The 16,211-nt window shown below is 52.9% G+C and carries 18 protein-coding genes; 10 read left to right on the forward strand and 8 right to left on the reverse strand.

Going from position 1 to position 16,211, the window contains the following annotated elements; translation table 11 throughout:
* The first annotated feature begins 38 nt into the window (after nt 1–38).
* On the forward strand, nt 39–434 hold the full coding sequence (locus ACFO9Q_RS04065; RefSeq protein WP_379178954.1) for a hypothetical protein: 396 nt from the start codon (nt 39–41) through the stop codon (nt 432–434).
* A 69-nt stretch (nt 435–503) separates the two neighbouring features.
* Here the strand turns inward: ACFO9Q_RS04065 and ACFO9Q_RS04070 are convergent, their stop codons facing one another.
* Together ACFO9Q_RS04070 and mscL are read right to left on the reverse strand one after the other, a co-directional pair.
* Nucleotides 504–1,145: an NUDIX hydrolase gene (locus tag ACFO9Q_RS04070; RefSeq protein WP_379178956.1), complete on the reverse strand. Its 642-nt coding sequence runs from the start codon at nt 1,143–1,145 to the stop codon at nt 504–506.
* Complete coding sequence (mscL, locus tag ACFO9Q_RS04075; RefSeq protein ID WP_379178958.1) at nt 1,142–1,642, reverse strand: large-conductance mechanosensitive channel protein MscL; 501 nt, start codon at nt 1,640–1,642, stop codon at nt 1,142–1,144. Before mscL ends, ACFO9Q_RS04070 begins: the two co-directional genes overlap by 4 nt.
* Before the next feature lie 201 nt (nt 1,643–1,843).
* Between mscL and ACFO9Q_RS04080 the strand changes: the two genes are divergently transcribed.
* From ACFO9Q_RS04080 to ACFO9Q_RS04105, 6 genes are all read left to right on the forward strand, one after another.
* A complete protein-coding gene (locus tag ACFO9Q_RS04080; RefSeq protein ID WP_379178960.1) occupies nt 1,844–3,673 on the forward strand; it encodes an ATP-binding protein in 1,830 nt (609 codons plus the stop codon).
* An 82-nt stretch (nt 3,674–3,755) separates the two neighbouring features.
* Nucleotides 3,756–4,523, forward strand: a complete 768-nt coding sequence (locus tag ACFO9Q_RS04085) for a sporulation protein (RefSeq protein ID WP_379178962.1) — start codon at nt 3,756–3,758, stop codon at nt 4,521–4,523.
* Nucleotides 4,524–4,701: 178 nt separating this feature from the next.
* Nucleotides 4,702–5,841, forward strand: coding sequence for a DNA alkylation repair protein (locus ACFO9Q_RS04090; RefSeq protein WP_379178964.1), 1,140 nt, complete (start codon nt 4,702–4,704; stop codon nt 5,839–5,841).
* Between the two features lie 33 nt (nt 5,842–5,874).
* Nucleotides 5,875–6,927: an FUSC family protein gene (locus ACFO9Q_RS04095; protein ID WP_379178966.1), complete on the forward strand. Its 1,053-nt coding sequence runs from the start codon at nt 5,875–5,877 to the stop codon at nt 6,925–6,927.
* A gap of 137 nt (nt 6,928–7,064) precedes the next feature.
* The gene (locus ACFO9Q_RS04100) at nt 7,065–7,262 is read left to right on the forward strand and encodes a hypothetical protein (RefSeq protein ID WP_379178968.1); all 198 of its coding nucleotides are present in this window, start codon (nt 7,065–7,067) and stop codon (nt 7,260–7,262) included.
* A 442-nt stretch (nt 7,263–7,704) separates the two neighbouring features.
* Nucleotides 7,705–8,514: a hypothetical protein gene (locus ACFO9Q_RS04105; protein ID WP_379178970.1), complete on the forward strand. Its 810-nt coding sequence runs from the start codon at nt 7,705–7,707 to the stop codon at nt 8,512–8,514.
* 1,384 nt (nt 8,515–9,898) lie between these two features.
* Here the strand turns inward: ACFO9Q_RS04105 and ACFO9Q_RS04110 are convergent.
* From ACFO9Q_RS04110 to ACFO9Q_RS04135, 6 genes are all read right to left on the reverse strand, one after another.
* Nucleotides 9,899–10,162 carry a transposase gene (locus ACFO9Q_RS04110; RefSeq protein WP_379178972.1) on the reverse strand — a complete coding sequence of 88 codons (264 nt, stop codon included), beginning with the start codon at nt 10,160–10,162 and terminating at the stop codon, nt 9,899–9,901.
* Nucleotides 10,163–10,178: 16 nt separating this feature from the next.
* A complete protein-coding gene (locus tag ACFO9Q_RS04115) occupies nt 10,179–10,322 on the reverse strand; it encodes a hypothetical protein (protein ID WP_379178974.1) in 144 nt (47 codons plus the stop codon).
* 199 nt (nt 10,323–10,521) lie between these two features.
* Complete coding sequence (locus ACFO9Q_RS04120; protein ID WP_379178976.1) at nt 10,522–10,866, reverse strand: hypothetical protein; 345 nt, start codon at nt 10,864–10,866, stop codon at nt 10,522–10,524.
* Nucleotides 10,867–10,935: 69 nt separating this feature from the next.
* Nucleotides 10,936–11,553, reverse strand: a complete 618-nt coding sequence (locus tag ACFO9Q_RS04125) for a TVP38/TMEM64 family protein (protein WP_379178978.1) — start codon at nt 11,551–11,553, stop codon at nt 10,936–10,938.
* A 15-nt stretch (nt 11,554–11,568) separates the two neighbouring features.
* Nucleotides 11,569–12,759: an MFS transporter gene (locus ACFO9Q_RS04130; protein ID WP_379178981.1), complete on the reverse strand. Its 1,191-nt coding sequence runs from the start codon at nt 12,757–12,759 to the stop codon at nt 11,569–11,571.
* A 23-nt stretch (nt 12,760–12,782) separates the two neighbouring features.
* Nucleotides 12,783–14,093, reverse strand: a complete 1,311-nt coding sequence (locus ACFO9Q_RS04135) for an MGDG synthase family glycosyltransferase (RefSeq protein WP_379178983.1) — start codon at nt 14,091–14,093, stop codon at nt 12,783–12,785.
* 147 nt (nt 14,094–14,240) lie between these two features.
* On the opposite strand from ACFO9Q_RS04135, the gene ACFO9Q_RS04140 reads away from it, so the two are divergent.
* The 3 genes from ACFO9Q_RS04140 to ACFO9Q_RS04150 all read left to right on the forward strand — a co-directional run bounded on the left by ACFO9Q_RS04140 (nt 14,241) and on the right by ACFO9Q_RS04150 (nt 16,179).
* The gene (locus ACFO9Q_RS04140; RefSeq protein WP_379178985.1) at nt 14,241–15,224 is read left to right on the forward strand and encodes an aldo/keto reductase; all 984 of its coding nucleotides are present in this window, start codon (nt 14,241–14,243) and stop codon (nt 15,222–15,224) included.
* Between the two features lie 249 nt (nt 15,225–15,473).
* The gene (locus ACFO9Q_RS04145; protein WP_379178988.1) at nt 15,474–15,770 is read left to right on the forward strand and encodes a hypothetical protein; all 297 of its coding nucleotides are present in this window, start codon (nt 15,474–15,476) and stop codon (nt 15,768–15,770) included.
* An 82-nt stretch (nt 15,771–15,852) separates the two neighbouring features.
* Nucleotides 15,853–16,179 carry a hypothetical protein gene (locus ACFO9Q_RS04150; protein WP_379178990.1) on the forward strand — a complete coding sequence of 109 codons (327 nt, stop codon included), beginning with the start codon at nt 15,853–15,855 and terminating at the stop codon, nt 16,177–16,179.
* The last annotated feature ends 32 nt before the right edge of the window (nt 16,180–16,211 follow it).

Consider the following 16,211-nt stretch of genomic DNA (forward strand, 5'->3'; position numbering starts at 1 on the left):
TAGAATAGTACATGCCTGTTAGAGAGGGGGGAATAGGTATGTCTCTTAGAGCTAAGATCAAGTTCAGCCGCGTTCAAGTGAGCCGCAGACCATCATCCGGAGCACGCGCATCAGCACGCATCTCCAGCAGCAAGTGCTGTGATCCCGTAGAGTCGGTCCAGGAGGCTGGAGCTGAGCTGAGTGAGCTGTTCGGCCGGCTTAAGAATGAAGAGCTGGCAGCGAAGCTCATCTACGCGATTCGTTGTCACGATTGCCGCAAGCTGGAGCAGCTGCTGGGCTGCAACTGCCGGGTTGTGAACTTCTTCTGCACCTCCTGTGCGGACTGTGTAAGGATCTGCTGCACGTTCGGCCGCTGCAAGGATGTTACGATCTCGTTCACCATCTGCGTCGAACGCAGCCGGAAGTGCTGCTCGGGCCGCAGCCGGGGCTGCTAAGGTATAATTGTTCTTCATTGTGCCTAGTCAAAAGAAGGCTGACCCGCAAACAAAGGGGTCAGCCTTCTTCTAGTGGCAAGCCATTAACGCCCTCATAACACCGGCATAATACCCTGCTTCGCGCGGTACGAACTCATCAGCACGAACGCTCCGCTCCGATACAGCAAGCAGCTCACCTGAGGGTGAGATCTCGACGCCATGTACATTAACGGATGACGCTTCACCCTCGAACAAGGCGAGCATCGCACCGAGCTCAGCCTCGTACACGCCGGCCACTTCCGATGCCTGCAGCTTCAGAGAGGCTAGGGAGAAGCGGGCATCCACGACGCAGGCGAACTCCTCGCTAACCTCACGGTCAATGAAGGGGACTCCGCAGGCTGTCCCATACGATTCCTCGCGGTGCTGACCGAGAGGAATCAAGGATTCGAATGCAGCGACGATTCCAAGCTCCTCTTCCAGCTCGCGGGATGCTGCCCGTACGTTCTCCCCGGCAGACAAGTGTCCAGCCGCCGTAATGTCGTAGCAATTCGGGTACGTATCCTTGCCGGACTGTCTCAGCTGGAACCATACATACAGCTGATCGCCAGCCTTGCGAATGACCCAGCAGTGGAAGGTCCGATGCCAATACCCATTGGCATGCGCCTCCGACCGGGAAGCAGTACCGATTGGATTCATGGCCTCGTCATAGATATCGAAGCGCTCCTCGGTCATACTCCCTCTGCCCGTCCGCTCTCCAGCTGGGAAGTACAATGCGCGCATCGGGTTGCCTTGACAGGTACCTTGGACAGGCAGTAAGGGCATTCCTTCTCAGCAGGCTCCGCCGCAGGGGCATCAGCTTCTTCTCGCAGCTTGAGCCGGTGAAGCATGTTAATGCCCTTAACGAGCGCGAATACGCACAAGGCCACGAGCAAGAAGTCAAGCAATACATTGATGAACTGGCCATAGGCGATGACAGCCTCCCCTTTTTCAACCGCCTTAGCCAATGAATCCACTACCGTGCCATCATCCGCAATCTTGTCCTTCTCGAGGTTAATATACAAGTCCTTGAAGTCCGCCCCATTCAGCAGCACGCCGACAGGAGGCATAATGATATCATTCACAAGCGACGTGACGATCTTGCCGAATGCTCCTCCTATGATGACGCCGACCGCCAGGTCAATGACGTTTCCGCGCATGGCGAACTCTTTGAATTCTTTGACAATTTTCATAGGCTGCTCTAATCTCCTTCCAATTCATGAGGTACATCTATCCTAGTATTCTATCCTGATTCGATAGATTTGAGAATCACCCGCCTCACAAGTAGGTCCCAAGTGCGATATTCCCGTTGCACAAAAGAAAGGAATTTATACAATTATGTCGAATCTGAGTATATTGTAGTAAATATATGGATATTGAAGGAGTTCAATAGTGTGAATCATCATCACTCCATGCTGTCAGGAAGCTTCAACTACACCTTGCTGTCACTGGCTATCATGTGCGTCTCTGCTTACACCATGTTCAGCCTCATTCACTCCCAAGGCTTGTGGGGCAGGGCGCTTCGGTTAAATGTGTTCATGGGAGGAGCGGCCGTCTTCGCGCTAGGGCTATGGGCGATGCACGTCATCTCTCTGCTCGGCTCCGATTATATGATCAGCCTTAATTGGCGCATGGCAGCGGCCTATATCTGTGCAGCTGTGCTGGCCTACGCGGCTCTCCTTAATCTCAGGAGCGCAGCGAGATATAGGGGCAGACTGCTGGTGGCCTCTCTGCTGGCGGCTCTGTCGGCAGTATGGCTTCATTATCTGGCTATGTTCTCAGGGGATGTTGCCAGCTATGCAATCAACTGGGGACTTGTCCTGCTCTCCTTCGGTATTAACTTCTTAGGTGCCATCCTCTCCTTCTACTGGTCAGAGCGCAGACAGAGCCCTCGCAAGTATGCCAGCAGTCTCCTGCTCGGCTCCTCCAATATGGCTATGCATCTAATCGGGATGGAGGCACTCCAGATCGAGTACAGCACGGTGCTTACAACAGAGATGCTGAACCGGTATCTCATGGTGCTGGTGTTCCTGGTCGGCTTCGCCACCTTGATTATTCTATGCTTCAGCCTCGCCATCTGGGCATCCTCGCGCAACTTCGTACTAATGAACGAGCGATACAAGCTGCTCGTTGAGAACTCACTGGACACCATTGCTCTCATAGCGGAAGACAAGTGGGAGTTCATGAATCAGTCAGGACTCTTGATGTTCGAGGCACAGAGCAAGGAGGAGCTGTACGGACAGCCTATCTATACCTTGTTGGATGAGAAGCATCACGAGTGGGTGCGAGCCTGGTTGGCGAATGAAGAGAATGAGCCGCTGCTCCATATGGAGACGCCAAGCCGCGCAGTCGAGCTGGAGTGGAGGTCCCTGCAAGGCAAGCCGCTCAGTACGGAGATCGTCCGCACCAGCACGACGCATTCCGGCAAGCTCGTGACTCAGGTCATTATCCGGGATATATCCGAGAGGAAGAAGAACGAGGAGCTGCAGCTGAATTCCGAGAAGCTGTATATCGCTGGCCAGCTGGCAGCAGGCATTGCCCATGAGATTCGCAATCCGCTAACCGCGCTGAAGGGCTTCCTGCATCTCATCGCCTCAGGACGAGCTGTTAACAAGAACTACTATGATATCATGAAGTCAGAGCTGACCCGAATCGAATCCATTGTGAGCGAGCTGCTCATGTTATCTAAGCCGCAAGCAGCTCAACTGAGGCACGGGGATATCCGTCAGCTGCTGGCGGAGACGATTGCCCTGCTTGATGCTCAGGCTAATCTGCATCATGTTACTATTGATTACAAGCCTTGCTCGCAGCCTCTATGGATATACGGGGTTCCAGACCAGATTAAGCAAGTATTCATTAATGTCATTAAGAATGCGATTGAAGCGATGCCGAGCGGCGGGTATGTGAAGGTTCGTACGTATCTGCAGGAAGGGAAGCGGGTCAGAGTACATATCGAGGATGAGGGAGGCGGCATTACGAAGGAGCAGCTGGCTAAGATGGGCCAGCCCTTCTACACGACGAAGGAGAAGGGGACAGGTCTAGGTCTCATGGTGTCGTACAAAATCATTAATAACCACCAAGGCTCCATTGCAGCTGACAGCAGGCTCGGACTGGGGACAACCTTCTTCATTACGCTGCCCTATGCTCAGCCGGGCAAGGTCACTTCCATTCACAGTGCAACGCAAGCACAAGAGCACATACCAGTATTCTCCAAGGTGGAATAATCATTCGTGAAACCTATATTATACTGCATCGTAATATGCTGTAGAATGGAACTAATCTTGTAGCTTATTGGAGGGCTCCCTTATGTTCAATCGGTTCTTAGCTAGTATTGGAATTGGATCTGCCACAATCGACACTCTGCTGGAGAAGGCTCGCTACATGCCCGCTGAAGAGGTTCGCGGAATCGTTAAGATTCGTGGCGGCAACGTGGAGCAGCGGATAGAGACGATTCAGCTGTCCGTCATGACGGAATACATTCGAGAGAGCAATGATCATAAGTATACACAGCACGGCGAACTGACCCGCTATCAGGTCAGCAGCCCGTTCACCCTGCAGCCAGGCGAGAATCGAGAGGTGCCATTCTCCTTCCAGCTGCCGCACCAGACTCCGCTAACGATCGGCAGAGCTCCCGTATGGATTAAGACGGAGCTGGACATTCGCGGCGGCGTAGATCCAGGTGACAATGACCGCATTGAAGTAGTGCCAACCCCGCAGATGAATACCGTGCTGGAAGCACTAAGTCTGATTGGGTTCCGCCTTCGCAAGGCGGAATGCGAATATGCTTCCCGGTTAGGCGGAAGAATTCCATTCGTGCAAGAGTTCGAATTCGTGCCAACTACTCAGTTCCGCGGGCAGCTCGACGAGCTGGAAGTGATCTTCTACCCGTCTGATCATGAACTTGAATTGCTCCTTCAAGTAGACCGCCGGGCTAGAGGTCTTGCCAGCCTGTTCGCTGAAGCGATGGATATGGATGAATCCTTCGTTCGTGTGCGCTTCTCGAACGAGCAGCTCGCAGCTGGGCCGCAAGCGATTGCTCATCAGATCGCGGATATCATTGGCAGATACGTGTAACGGATACGCCTAACCGTAAGAGTGAATACGATGTCATACCTGCAGTTCAAGTCAGCGTCCTCGGGGAGGATGAGGGCTTGAGCTGTTTTTTTGGTACGAGGAGGGCGGGTCATCTAGATAGGGCGGCGTGCGTCCGTTCCATTAATTCCGTATAATAACGGCAGGAGGCGATTCACAGATGGCTGAACCGTTGAAGGCAATGTATGACGATCGATTCATTAAGCAGTTCGCTCGGCTCGTGAAGTCGGTCTGGGAGCCGTTCCAGGAAGTGTCCTACTATGAACGTGTAATTGCGGGAGACTGGGAGCAGCTGGAGCTGAAGGCCAGGACGAGAAGGCTGACCGAGTCGCTCGGCGCCGAGCTTCCTTCGGATTACGAAGCAGCTCTCTCGATACTGTATCGCATAGACGCGGAGTGTCTGGGGATGCCCTATCTGTTCTTCCCTGACTTCGTAGAGGTGTATGGTCAGCAAGAGGAGCATTGGGGGCTGTCGATGGAGGCACTGGAGCGATTCACTGCTCGATCTACGGCGGAGTATGCGGTGCGTCCCTTCCTGCTCCGTAACCAGGGACGGATGCTTCGCCAGATGATGGAATGGACGAGCCACTCGAATGAGCATGTGAGGAGGCTGGCCAGCGAGGGGGTTAGACCTCGGCTGCCTTGGGCACAAGCCTTGCCGATGTTCAAGCAGGATCCTGCTCCAATTATTCCGATCCTCGATTCCCTGAAGCAGGACAGCTCGCTCTATGTAAGGAAGAGCGTGGCGAACTGCCTGAACGATATATCGAAGGATCATCCTGAGCTTGTCATAGAGCTGGCTGAGCGGTGGCAGGGTGTTCATCCCCATACCGACTGGATCATTCGAAGAGGGTGCAGGAGCCTGATTAAGGCGGCGCATCCTGCTGTAATGAGCCTATTCGGCTACACCAGTGCTGGAGGAGATGGCGTGGAGGCGGCGGAGGCGGGTTCAGGGTCACCCCTAGTTGCTGAAGCGACGCTAAGGCTCACGCCGGAGACCTTATTCGTAGGCGGTGAGACGCTGCTTCAGTATCAGCTGAGGTTAAGGGACGGAGAGCCGATTAAGGCGAGGCTGGAATACGGCATCGACTTCGTCAAGGCGAGGGAGAAGACGTCGCATAAGCGCTTTTTATTAGCCGACAAGGTGTTCCCCGGAGGGAAGCTGGTTGACGGTGTGAAGGTCCACCGATTCGCAGACCTGTCGACGAGGAAGCATTACCCCGGGTTGCATCGCATCTCGCTGTGGTTCAACGGGAGGGAGATTGCAGCTTCTGAGATTATGGTAACCGATCTTGATTAATTGCTCGTCCCGGAGTAGGAAGGAGAGCCTCGCATGACCATTGGGGCACGGGTTCTCAAGACAGGTATGGCCGTGGCGCTTGCCATCTACATAAGCAATCTTATAGGTTTTCCGTCTCCGCTCATTGCGGCGGTTGCCGCTATTTTCACCATACAGCCTTCGATCTACCGTTCATGGCAGCAGATTGCGGACCAGCTGCAGACGAACTTGCTCGGTGCGGCTATTGCGCTGCTCGCGGTCCGATTGTTCGGCCACACGGAGATTGCTGTTGGTCTCGTCTGTATTGTCGTCATTCTGATTAGTATTCGGCTGCGAATGGAGAGCACGATCGGGCTTACTCTCGTGACGGTCGTCGCGGTGATGGAGGCGAATACGGTGGGCTGGACGTTCGCCGTGCAGCGGGTGCTCATGGTGCTGACGGGAATGGGCGCTGCCTTCGTCGTGAATGTTGCGGTGTTCCCGCCGCGGCCGCGCAAGCAGTTCGCTGTTCAGATGAATGAAGCTTATCGCCAGCTGTCGCTGCTGCTCAGGACGGCTATCAGCAATGAGATGAAGGAGCAGGTGTACCGCAAGGAGAAGGAGAAGCTCCATGGCACGCTGCGCAAGCTGGAGGAGCGGTTCCTAGTCTTCGAGGAGGAGCGGAAGCTGCTCGCCCGTACGAGGCAGAGTCACGCGCGGAAGCTGCTGCTTACGAAGCAAGAGATTAAGGTGCTCCACAAGGGAACGGACCTGCTGGACGCCGTGGAGGAGCATTACTTCCCATCCGCTGGAGGCGGAGAGTGGGGACAGCGGTTCGATCATCAGCTCGAGGAGCTGACGAAGTATCATGAGCATATCCTGCTCAAGAATGAGGGCAAGATGAAGCCCAGCGCGCTCATCGAGCCGAATGAGGAGCGGGAAGGGCGGCTGATTGAAGACCTCACCCGCTACCTGCAGGAAGACCCGGACGAGCACAAGCGGCTCGTCTTCGTCGCCTCGGCTATGTTCGAGTATGCGTACCACCTGCGCCGGCTGGAGAAGCTGGTTGACCAGGTTCAGCAGCGGTCGGAGGACAAGGGGAGAGAGCAGGATAAGGCCGAAGGCTGAGCGGCTGAGGATTAGAGGTTAGCTCTGTGGAGGAGAGGGCGGCGCAGCTGAGGATTAGTACTCTTAAGCCCCCTAAATGAATTGGAGTCTTTCTCTGGAACCCATTACAATAAAGTAGTAGGACAGGGGGAGGACAAATGGTGCTAAAGGAATATCAAAAGAAAGCAGCACAAGAAACGTTGTCGGGGATAAAGGTGGCGGTAGTCGCACGAAAGTATGAGGTGACACCAAAGACAATTAACAAGTGGGTAAGGAGCTACCAGGAGTTGTTCAGTGAGGAGTCCCTCCCTCCACTCGAGGAGTCTATGCTTGGATTCGATGAAAAACGTAGCTAAGGAAGTACTTTGTTTTGAGCGCCCTTTGGGGCGCTTTTTTTCGTGTAATGGCGTCGACGTCGCCGGTGACCCGATCCATTGTGGGGCATCGCCGTTTAAAGGAGTGTCAGGTGCAGCCGCATCAAGCCGCTCGCTATGTCTACTAAATCTCTGAAAACCCTTATAAAAATTTATTTGGAATAAATACCACACATCATTTGTTTAATTATAGAATATAGTTCAAAAGAAATATGCTTTATTCACTATGTACTACAAGTTTTGTTATACCATATAATGATGTTAGGAGGTAATAGAATAAGTTCCAAACAAAGGGAGTGAAAAAGTTAGTTTTTACTCGTCCATAAGCAAGGATGTAAATCGAAAAAGTCAGGTACGTACGAAGCCTTTTCCCATATACCTAGGTATATGCAGAGAGACTATTAATAATTTAGGAGGAATTATTTTGTTTAAAAGGACAGGGATTATAAGCTTCGTTTTATCTATTATTATGATTTTCACTGCTGTAACGTCTGCTTTTGCTGAATCATCCAGCTGTACCGATTGTAAGTCCAATGGTAAGTCCAATGTAGTTTATACCAATGAAAAAACTGGGAATAAAGTTGTGGAAATTCAGAAGGATGGAAAGTCTTATTATGCAGCAGTATCGGGTTCAATTGTAAATGATGAGTTTAATGAAACTAAATTGAAAGAAATGAAAGAAAAAGCAGAAATTCAAAATACTGAGGTACCATTTGATAAAGATGTACCTATTGTTTTAGAGAGAGTCTATTTTCAATTTGAAGAGACTTTAGATGATGCCATAAGTACCGCAAATACTCCTGTTTCTGTTGAAAGTTCCGACTCGGTAGAACTACTAGCTAAATCGGGGTTTTGGAAAGGAAGTTGGATTGATAAGATATGGGATTTGTGGTACGGCACAGGATATAAGGTTCACGTTTCTAGTGGTGATGCCAATTATATTATAACTGCAGGTGCAACTGTTGTAACAGGTTTGTTTGCTGTTTTAGCTGCGACTGGGGTAATCAGTGCGGCAGCAGCAGCAGCCGTTCCTGCTATTATAGTTGTTGGAATACTTACTCTTTATCAAACCATTCGAAATGAAGATGGTTCAGTCGATTTTGAAATGTTTGAACCAAACTTGGTGAATATAGGTATTTGTGTAGCTGCTAGTCAATATCTTGGGCAGGCAAGGAACAAAGGAACTTTCCGCAATTTCTACTGGGGAGTATATTGGCCAGGTATGTGTTTTTAAGTTATGTAATATAACCCCCTTAATTAGAGGCGGGTTGAAGTAAGGGGATGAGTTGAATAGAGCTGTTGGAGCTGATATCATGAGGTATAAATATAAGATAAAAAGGGCATATTTGACCAGATTTTGGAAAGGGAAGGAAAAGGCCTTTTCCCGTCTACCTCGATATGCCGAGAGACTATTAATAACTGATATTAATAACTGAGGAGGTAAAATGAACTCCGAAAAGAAGTCAATGAAAACACGCTTGATACTTGGAAGTCCTTCTTTGATATTCGTAATTTTAGTTTGTATTAGTCTTTTCTGGATTTCTAATCTTTTTGTTGAGATGGGTTTAAAACCTCAAAATCGTTTGTATATTACCCTTGTAGTGATGGTTACTTACTTAATTGGTTTACTCACTGGCCAACTTCTCTCTTTTCTTCAATCGAAATTCAAATAAAGTTCTTACTTCACAGACGGATTCTTTTATAGTGAAGTGAAAAAGTCCCAGGGGCGCTGCCTCTGGGATTTTTTTTTTGAAAATTCCCTCACTTATAGATGCTGTAAAATAATGAATATAAAAATAGATGGAGACGGTTGCTTTGGCTACTTCAAAAGAAACACACTCGGTGCGCCACCTCCGTAGGCAACGAAGAGAAAGAGAGCTTTGTGCGCAGTACGGTTCTACATTCAACACTTATTTATGTAAAACCTGTAAAGTGAATAGAGATGATTCGACAAATAGACGGATGTCAGATCGAGCATCTCGTAACCTATGCCTCACATGTGGAAGAGCTAAGCAAGCCCACGAAGGAGTTTGCAACTCTTGTTTGATACAAGAGCAATTAAATTATCACAACCGGCCGAACCGCAAACTAAGGGCCTGGGAACGGGCAGTCCTCCGTTGGCTATTTCAGCATTCAACACCGCTTAAAGAGACCGTGACAAAAGTAGCTTCATTTTTTGAAATGCCTCTGGAAGAACTGTTCCCGATCTTTAAAGTTCGTTCAAATCAGATGAAGACAGAAAAACAGCCCCCATCTTTTAATGTGGAGTGCGGGAAGTAGTTGACGCGAAGCAGCCTCATTACAGTGAAAATTAAGCTGATAGCAATCACCTCGGGGGGCTGAACCGAGTACGGATGAATAGAGGTCATTTTGACCTCTAAATGCCGGAATAAGCTGAGTTTGAGTGAAATAGAGGTCATTTTGACCTCTATTTTGTAATATAAGAGTTGAAGCTCGGAAGTGAAGCTATAGTCCGCAGCGGATAAATTAGCCTTGGAGCTAAGCAGTCTGCGACACAGAACCAAAAGCTGCAGCAGCAAGAAAGTGCCCTTGCAGCAACGAAAAAGCGGGAGAGCACAAGCGCCTATGGGCGGCTTAACTCTCCCGTTTTTTTTTTATCACTCGTGGCGCTTGGGCTTGGAGATGGGGCGGATCTTGTGATTGCCGTCATCCTTCACCAGTCTGGGATCGGTCTCGCCGTCGTGGTGATTGTTGATGTCGTATTCGATAAGCTCCCACTCGGTTGTGCCGAGCTGCTCATCCGCTGGGAATGTCCGTCCCCTGTTCAGCTTCATCTCGTGGCCCCATTCGTCCTTGTAGACGCCCTCTACCTCTACGGGCTCACCGGACATCGGCTGCATCTTGTGCTGATCATCGCTCATTGCTGTTCACCCTCCCTTATAATCCGTGCTTAGGTACCGCCGCGCGGTCTGCCTCAGACTGAAGCTGCTCGGAACGCTCCTTGCCGCTGCCGGTTCGGTCCGCCTTGGATTGAGCTCTGCTCGCTTGACGCTGCTTATTGGACGGTTGTTCACCTGACATCTCGCTTATCTCCTCTCGGTATAAGGAATCCATGAACAGTGTTCCACAACGGATAGGAAACTATGAGCAGCACGTGTCAAAAACCGCAGCACCGAACAAAGCACTATCCAACAAAGCTCACCACCAAGCAAGCTCACCACCAAGCAAAAACCCCTGCATGCCAGCTCAATGAGCGGGCGTCAGGGGTTCAGCTTCAACCTTATTGCAGGCGAAGGCCGCAGGAAGGGCATTCCGCATGCTCTTCTGTGACGATCTCACTGCAAGCCGGGCATGGCTCACGGAAGGGCTCGCCTGAGGCGCGCTTCAATCCTTCGGTGCTGCCTTCAGCAGCAGCGGATTCCGCCGAGCCAGGGCGGAGATGAGCCGGTGTGCCGAATAGCGTCTCGACCATCTCCCTAAGCTGGCTGTGCTTGCCGGAGTCGTCCGTGCTTATTCGGATGAACATATACATAGATCCGAGCAGCAAGGCAGTCATGAGGAGGACGAAGATCGTCGCTCCTACATTAAGCCAGCTGATCATCGGATAGGATAAGAGCAGCTTCATCGCATTCGAGCCTTTCTATACGCAAGTGTAACACAGATGAATATCGTTGGAGACGCCTCGCAGTTCCCTCTAACCCACATGGTAACGGGCTTCAATTCGCTTGCCTCCGAACCACATGATGCCGACGACGGCCACAGATACAATGACTCGCCATGGCTCCTGCAGCATCGACGTAATATCGAAGCTCAGCAGGGAGATAATGAGGATCATAACGGCCTTGCCCAAGATCGTTGCCAGTAGAAAAGTGCGCAGAGGAACCGTACTGATTCCAGCTATTAATGTAATGACTGCCGAAGGAGCGAACGGGAAGCAAGCCATCAGGAAGAGTGGGGTGAAGCCCTTCTCCTCAATCCAGTTGAAGAATCGCTCCGACTTCGGGAATCTGCGCATAATACGGGGCTTCACTCGGCGGCCAAGCCTCCGGGCAAGAAGGAAGAGAAGGAAGCCTCCCGCAGACACGCCTATCCAGGAGTAGAGGAATCCGAGCCCCAGTCCATAGATGTTCACATTCGCCGCAATGAAGACGACAAGCGGAAGGAAGGGGAGGAAGGACTCAATGAACGGGAGAAGAATTCCCGGCAGAGGTCCGTATGCGGAGTAGCTCTCAAGCGTCCTCTGCAGGTGCTCAAGGTCGATATTCTGAACATAGGAGATCCATTCTTGCCATTGCCATTGCCATAACGTCATATCCTTAACTCCACTCTATCTGGGTGTGCGGCCGCCGCTCCTGTCCTCAGGGAAGGGGAACCATAAGTAGAACAAGCCAATAACTCCGAACAGAACCGCGCTAACCCATACGACCAGCGACTCGGTGTGCCAGGAGGCTAAGAATCCTCCAGCTAATGGTCCAATCATAACGCCAATTCCCTCCACTGTCGAGAGAATCCCCCAGCCCAGCCCCTCCTGCTTGGGAGGGACATATGCAGCCAGCAGTGCGTTCCACGCGGGAAGGATAGCCGAGTATGACAGCCCGAGCGCACTTGCGATGAGCAGGCATTCCCAGAACTTCAGCCCAAGCGCCAGCGCGTAGAGCGCGATGGAGAAGGAGCTGAAGCCGAGCACGAGGAACCACTTCTTCCCTCCAAGCTTATCGGACAAGCGGCCCATCGGCATGAGCCCGGCAACGGCGAACAGTCCTCCGGTCGTTAGGAGTATGGAATATTGCGCACCGCTGAACCCGAACTGATTCGTAGCCAGACTTGGCAGGATCGGTACCAGCATCGAAGCTCCTGTCGTCTGTAGAATCATACCCGGAAGCAGCAGCTTCATCTTGCCCAATCTCTCACGAAGCACAACGAGCTGCTCCTTAATAGGAATAACAGCAACCGCGGAGGACCTTGATTCCACGATCCAGATGGACAGGATGCAGGCAATGAGAGACATCCCCAGCAGCAGATAGTAGGTGAAGGAGGTACTATAGTCGAGCAGAATATTACATACTATCGGCCCGGCGCCAAGCCCCACCATCCAGATCGTATAGAGATAGCCCATCTGTGTCGCTCGCTTCTCCTCCGTCACCTTCGTTAGACACATGATCCAGATCGGTGATACTCCAATGCCATAGAGGGCAGAGGCTGTGATGAATACCCACGGCAAGGTCGCGAATTGGAACATAAGTACACCTGCGAGGCAGATGACGAGCCCTGCTTGTACGATGCGGCGCACGCCGAACCGGTCCATCAAGTAGCCGATTGCAATCCGGACGACTGTATCTGTGAAGTAATGGGCGGTAATTGCGATTCCAATAATATGCAAGGGCAGACCAAGCGTCTTCTCTCCGAAAATCGGCAAAAAACTGACGAGAATAGCTCCTCTTACAAAGTCTACAACAAACAAAATGACGGAGATCAGCCGGATCTCCGCACCGAATGAGCGAGTGGCAGCTTGAGTCATGGATAAACTCCTCTCTTGCAGTCCTACAGGCTGGAGGATGCTTCTTCCATTATATTCAAACCGGACAAAATATCCAAAACGATCGTGTCCGCAGCATTCGTCATTCGAAGCTTGCGCAGAGCTGCTTCTGTATTTTTATAACGTATGGGGTCGGTCAATAGTTTCGTTATCTCGCCGGCCAACGCGGAAGGAGTGCTCGCAATGACCGCTGCACCCTTGCCAGCCAGATAGAGGGCATTCTGCTTCTCCTGACCCGGCACCGGCCGATAAGTGAAGATAGGCAGACCTGCTTCAATGGCTTCGGCCAGCGTAATGCCTCCCGGCTTGGTTACGATGCAGGAAGCCAGCGACATCAGCTCATGAATGGGCTCTACGAATCCGAAGATTCGCAGGCGAGCTCCTGGCTGGGAGTAGGAGGTAGAGGCGGTGGCCTCGTACGGCGCGGGGAGTGCTGTTCCTTGAACAGATGAGACAGCTGCAGGTTCAGCAGGAACCCTTGAGTGGAATTGCGCCTCCAGCGCAAGCTTCACCGCTTCATTGCGTCCGCAGACGACGGCAACTTGAAGCGTGCTCATCGCAAGCAGCTCCCTGCATAGCTCGGGAAGATCTGGCATGACCCCTTGTGCTCCAGCCATAATAAGGACGGTCGGTAGATCGGGACGCAGCCCATACTCCATGGACAGGTCAGAGGGACTGGAGTGATTGGAGTGATTGGAGTGATTGGAGTGATTGGAGTGACAGGAGCGGAAGCCTCTCCTCAAGGGAATGCCCGTGACGCGAACCTTGCCGCCCGTAATGCCAAGCCCGGAGAGCTCGCGCTTCAGATCAGGCGTGGCCACATAATAGCGGTCAACGGCAGGATGAACCCACCTGCAATGGAGGTCATAGTCGGTAATGACCGCATACGAAGGTATGCGTGCAGTTCGAAGCTTGCTGCGGCTGCGGCTGCTGCTGAGAGCAGGGAGAGCGAACAGGGGGAACGTATGGATGACGGCATCTGGCTGCTCGGCAGCGACGATTCGCCGGATTTTGTCCCGGCCGAGAGAGTGCAGGAGACCGCCGAAGAGCGAGTCATGCTTCATCGGACGTGTGACATCATATACCCAGCCATACAAGGAGGGCATATAGGTATAGCTGGATAGATACATGCGGCGGGTCATCTCATTCAGCCATGGATGGGATTCGGCCATGAGGTCGACGAGTACAGTACGGTGGTTGCCTCTCTCTTGAAGGGCCTCTTGAAGCGCCTTGGCCGCTTGAAGATGGCCTTGACCATAGGATGCATACAGGATAAGCAGCTTGGGCTGTCTGCCGGTATCATTGGAATGAAGCATGTGACACACCTCCTGCCGCCAGTATAGCGGGGAATTGTCAAGCGAGCGTGAACGACGGCTTGGTTCCTTTGTTTTGTTTTTGTATAATAGGGAAGGAAGCGCAGTTAATATTATCCATACTACTAACCTCGAAGGAGCGATTGATGCATGGAGTATACGGCACTTGGCAAGTCAGGGCTGCGGGTGAGCCGCCTCTGTCTGGGGACGATGAACTTCGGCGTGGACACTAATGAGAAGGAAGCCTTCCGAATCATGGACTCAGCGCTGGATGCGGGAATCAACTTCATGGATACGGCGAATATCTATGGCTGGGGAGAGAATGCCGGCCGGACCGAGGAGATTATGGGTCGGTGGTTCAAGCAGGGAGACGGCCGCCGCGAGCGCACGGTGCTGGCTACCAAGGTGTATGGCGACATGCATGATCCATATGACGGACCGAATCGAGAGGCAGGCTTATCTGCTTACAAAATAAAACGTCACCTGGAAGGCTCGCTCCGCCGCCTTCAAACGGACCATATCGAGCTGTATCAGATGCACCATGTGGATCGGAGAGTGAACTGGAACGAGCTGTGGGGCGCCTTCGAGATTGCGGCTGCCCAAGGCAAGATCGGCTACGTCGGCTCCTCGAACTTCGCCGGCTGGGACATCGCAGTTGCGCAAGGCGAGGCGAAGGCGCGCGGCCATCTAGGGCTTGTCTCCGAGCAGCATAAGTATAACCTGCTGTGCAGGCTGCCAGAGCTGGAGGTGCTGCCGGCATCGAAGGAGCTGGGGCTCGGGGTTATCCCATGGAGTCCGCTCGACGGCGGGCTGCTCGCGGGCAATCATCGCCGCGGAGGTGATTCCGGTGGCCGGCGGAGCGGGGATGCGAAGCGGCTGGAGCAGCATCGCGAGCAGCTGGATAGGTATGCCAAGTTCTGCGATGAGCTGGGCGAGCCGGAGGACTTGGTGTCTCTCGCGTGGCTGCTGGCGAATCCAGCAGTAACTGCGCCGATCATCGGCGTGCGCACGCAGGAGCAGTTCGAGCGCTCGCTTCGCGCGCTCGATGTGAAGCTGGACGAGTCGGCGCTGAAGCGGATCGACGAGATTTTCCCAGGACCGGGCGGCGAGGCGCCTCGCGCGTACGCCTGGTAATGGAACGAGCCTTCCCGCTTGGATAGCGGGAAGGCTCGTGGTGTAAGGTAGGCAGGGGCGCGGGTATGGTTGGCCTCGGCTGGGATGTTGGCGCTGCAGCTCGAATGGGGCAGCCCGGCAAGGCTGTAGCGCCAGAAGGAGGCGCGTTGGGGAGCAATAGCGCCGCAATGTGATGCTGCAGCGCCAGAAGGAGGCGCGCTGGAAGCAATAGCGCCGCAATGTGATGCTGCAGCGCAAGAAGTAGGCGCGTTGGGAGCAATAGCGCCACAATGTGATGCTGCAGCGCAAGAAGTAGGCGCGTTGGGAGCAATAGCGCCACAATGTGATGCTGCAGCGCCAGAAGGAGGCGCGCTGGGAGCAATAGCGCCACAATGTGATGCTGCAGCGCCAGAAGGAGGCGCGCTGGAAGCAATAGCGCCACAATGTGATGCTGCAGCGCAAGAAGTAGGCGCGTTGGGAGCAATAGCGCCACAATGTGATGCTGCAGCGCCAGAAGGAGGCGCGCTGGAAGCAATAGCGCCGCAATGTGATGCTTCAGCGCCATAAGGAGGCACATTGGGAGCAATAGCGCCACAATGTGATGCTGCAGCGCCATAAGGAGGCGCGCTGGGAGCAATAGCGCCGCAATGTGATGCTGCAGCACCAGAAGGAGGCGCGTTGGGGAGCAATAGCGCCACAATGTGATGCTGCAGCGCCAGAAGGAGGCGCGCTGGAAGCAATAGCGCCGCAATGTGATGCTGCAGCGCCAGAAGGAGGCGCGCTGGGAGCAATAGCGCCGGAATGTGATGCTGCAGCGCCAGAAGGAGGCGCGCTGGAAGCAATAGCGCCACAATGTGATGCTGCAGCGCCAGAAGGAGGCGCGCTGGAAGCAATAGCGCCGCAATGTGATGCTGCAGCGCCAGAAGGAGGCGCGTTGGAAGCAATAGCGCCACAATGTGATGCTGCAGCGCCATAAGGAGGCGCGCTGGAAGCAATAGCGCCACAATG

Origin of the sequence: Paenibacillus sp. GCM10023252 (assembly GCF_042653305.1) — a bacterium.
Classification (GTDB): Bacteria; Bacillota; Bacilli; order Paenibacillales; family Paenibacillaceae; genus Pristimantibacillus.

Excerpts from the sequence above, each read along its gene's own strand:
- ACFO9Q_RS04065 (WP_379178954.1), top strand. The coding sequence starts at position 39 with ATGTCTCTTAGAGCTAAGATCAAGTTCAGCCGCGTTCAAGTGAGCCGC.
- ACFO9Q_RS04070 (WP_379178956.1), bottom strand. The coding sequence starts at position 1,145 with ATGACCGAGGAGCGCTTCGATATCTATGACGAGGCCATGAATCCAATC.
- mscL (WP_379178958.1), bottom strand. The coding sequence starts at position 1,642 with ATGAAAATTGTCAAAGAATTCAAAGAGTTCGCCATGCGCGGAAACGTC.
- ACFO9Q_RS04085 (WP_379178962.1), top strand. The coding sequence starts at position 3,756 with ATGTTCAATCGGTTCTTAGCTAGTATTGGAATTGGATCTGCCACAATC.
- ACFO9Q_RS04090 (WP_379178964.1), top strand. The coding sequence starts at position 4,702 with ATGGCTGAACCGTTGAAGGCAATGTATGACGATCGATTCATTAAGCAG.
- ACFO9Q_RS04095 (WP_379178966.1), top strand. The coding sequence starts at position 5,875 with ATGACCATTGGGGCACGGGTTCTCAAGACAGGTATGGCCGTGGCGCTT.
- ACFO9Q_RS04100 (WP_379178968.1), top strand. The coding sequence starts at position 7,065 with ATGGTGCTAAAGGAATATCAAAAGAAAGCAGCACAAGAAACGTTGTCG.
- ACFO9Q_RS04110 (WP_379178972.1), bottom strand. The coding sequence starts at position 10,162 with ATGAGCGATGATCAGCACAAGATGCAGCCGATGTCCGGTGAGCCCGTA.
- ACFO9Q_RS04115 (WP_379178974.1), bottom strand. The coding sequence starts at position 10,322 with ATGTCAGGTGAACAACCGTCCAATAAGCAGCGTCAAGCGAGCAGAGCT.
- ACFO9Q_RS04120 (WP_379178976.1), bottom strand. The coding sequence starts at position 10,866 with ATGAAGCTGCTCTTATCCTATCCGATGATCAGCTGGCTTAATGTAGGA.
- ACFO9Q_RS04125 (WP_379178978.1), bottom strand. The coding sequence starts at position 11,553 with ATGACGTTATGGCAATGGCAATGGCAAGAATGGATCTCCTATGTTCAG.
- ACFO9Q_RS04130 (WP_379178981.1), bottom strand. The coding sequence starts at position 12,759 with ATGACTCAAGCTGCCACTCGCTCATTCGGTGCGGAGATCCGGCTGATC.
- ACFO9Q_RS04135 (WP_379178983.1), bottom strand. The coding sequence starts at position 14,093 with ATGCTTCATTCCAATGATACCGGCAGACAGCCCAAGCTGCTTATCCTG.
- ACFO9Q_RS04140 (WP_379178985.1), top strand. The coding sequence starts at position 14,241 with ATGGAGTATACGGCACTTGGCAAGTCAGGGCTGCGGGTGAGCCGCCTC.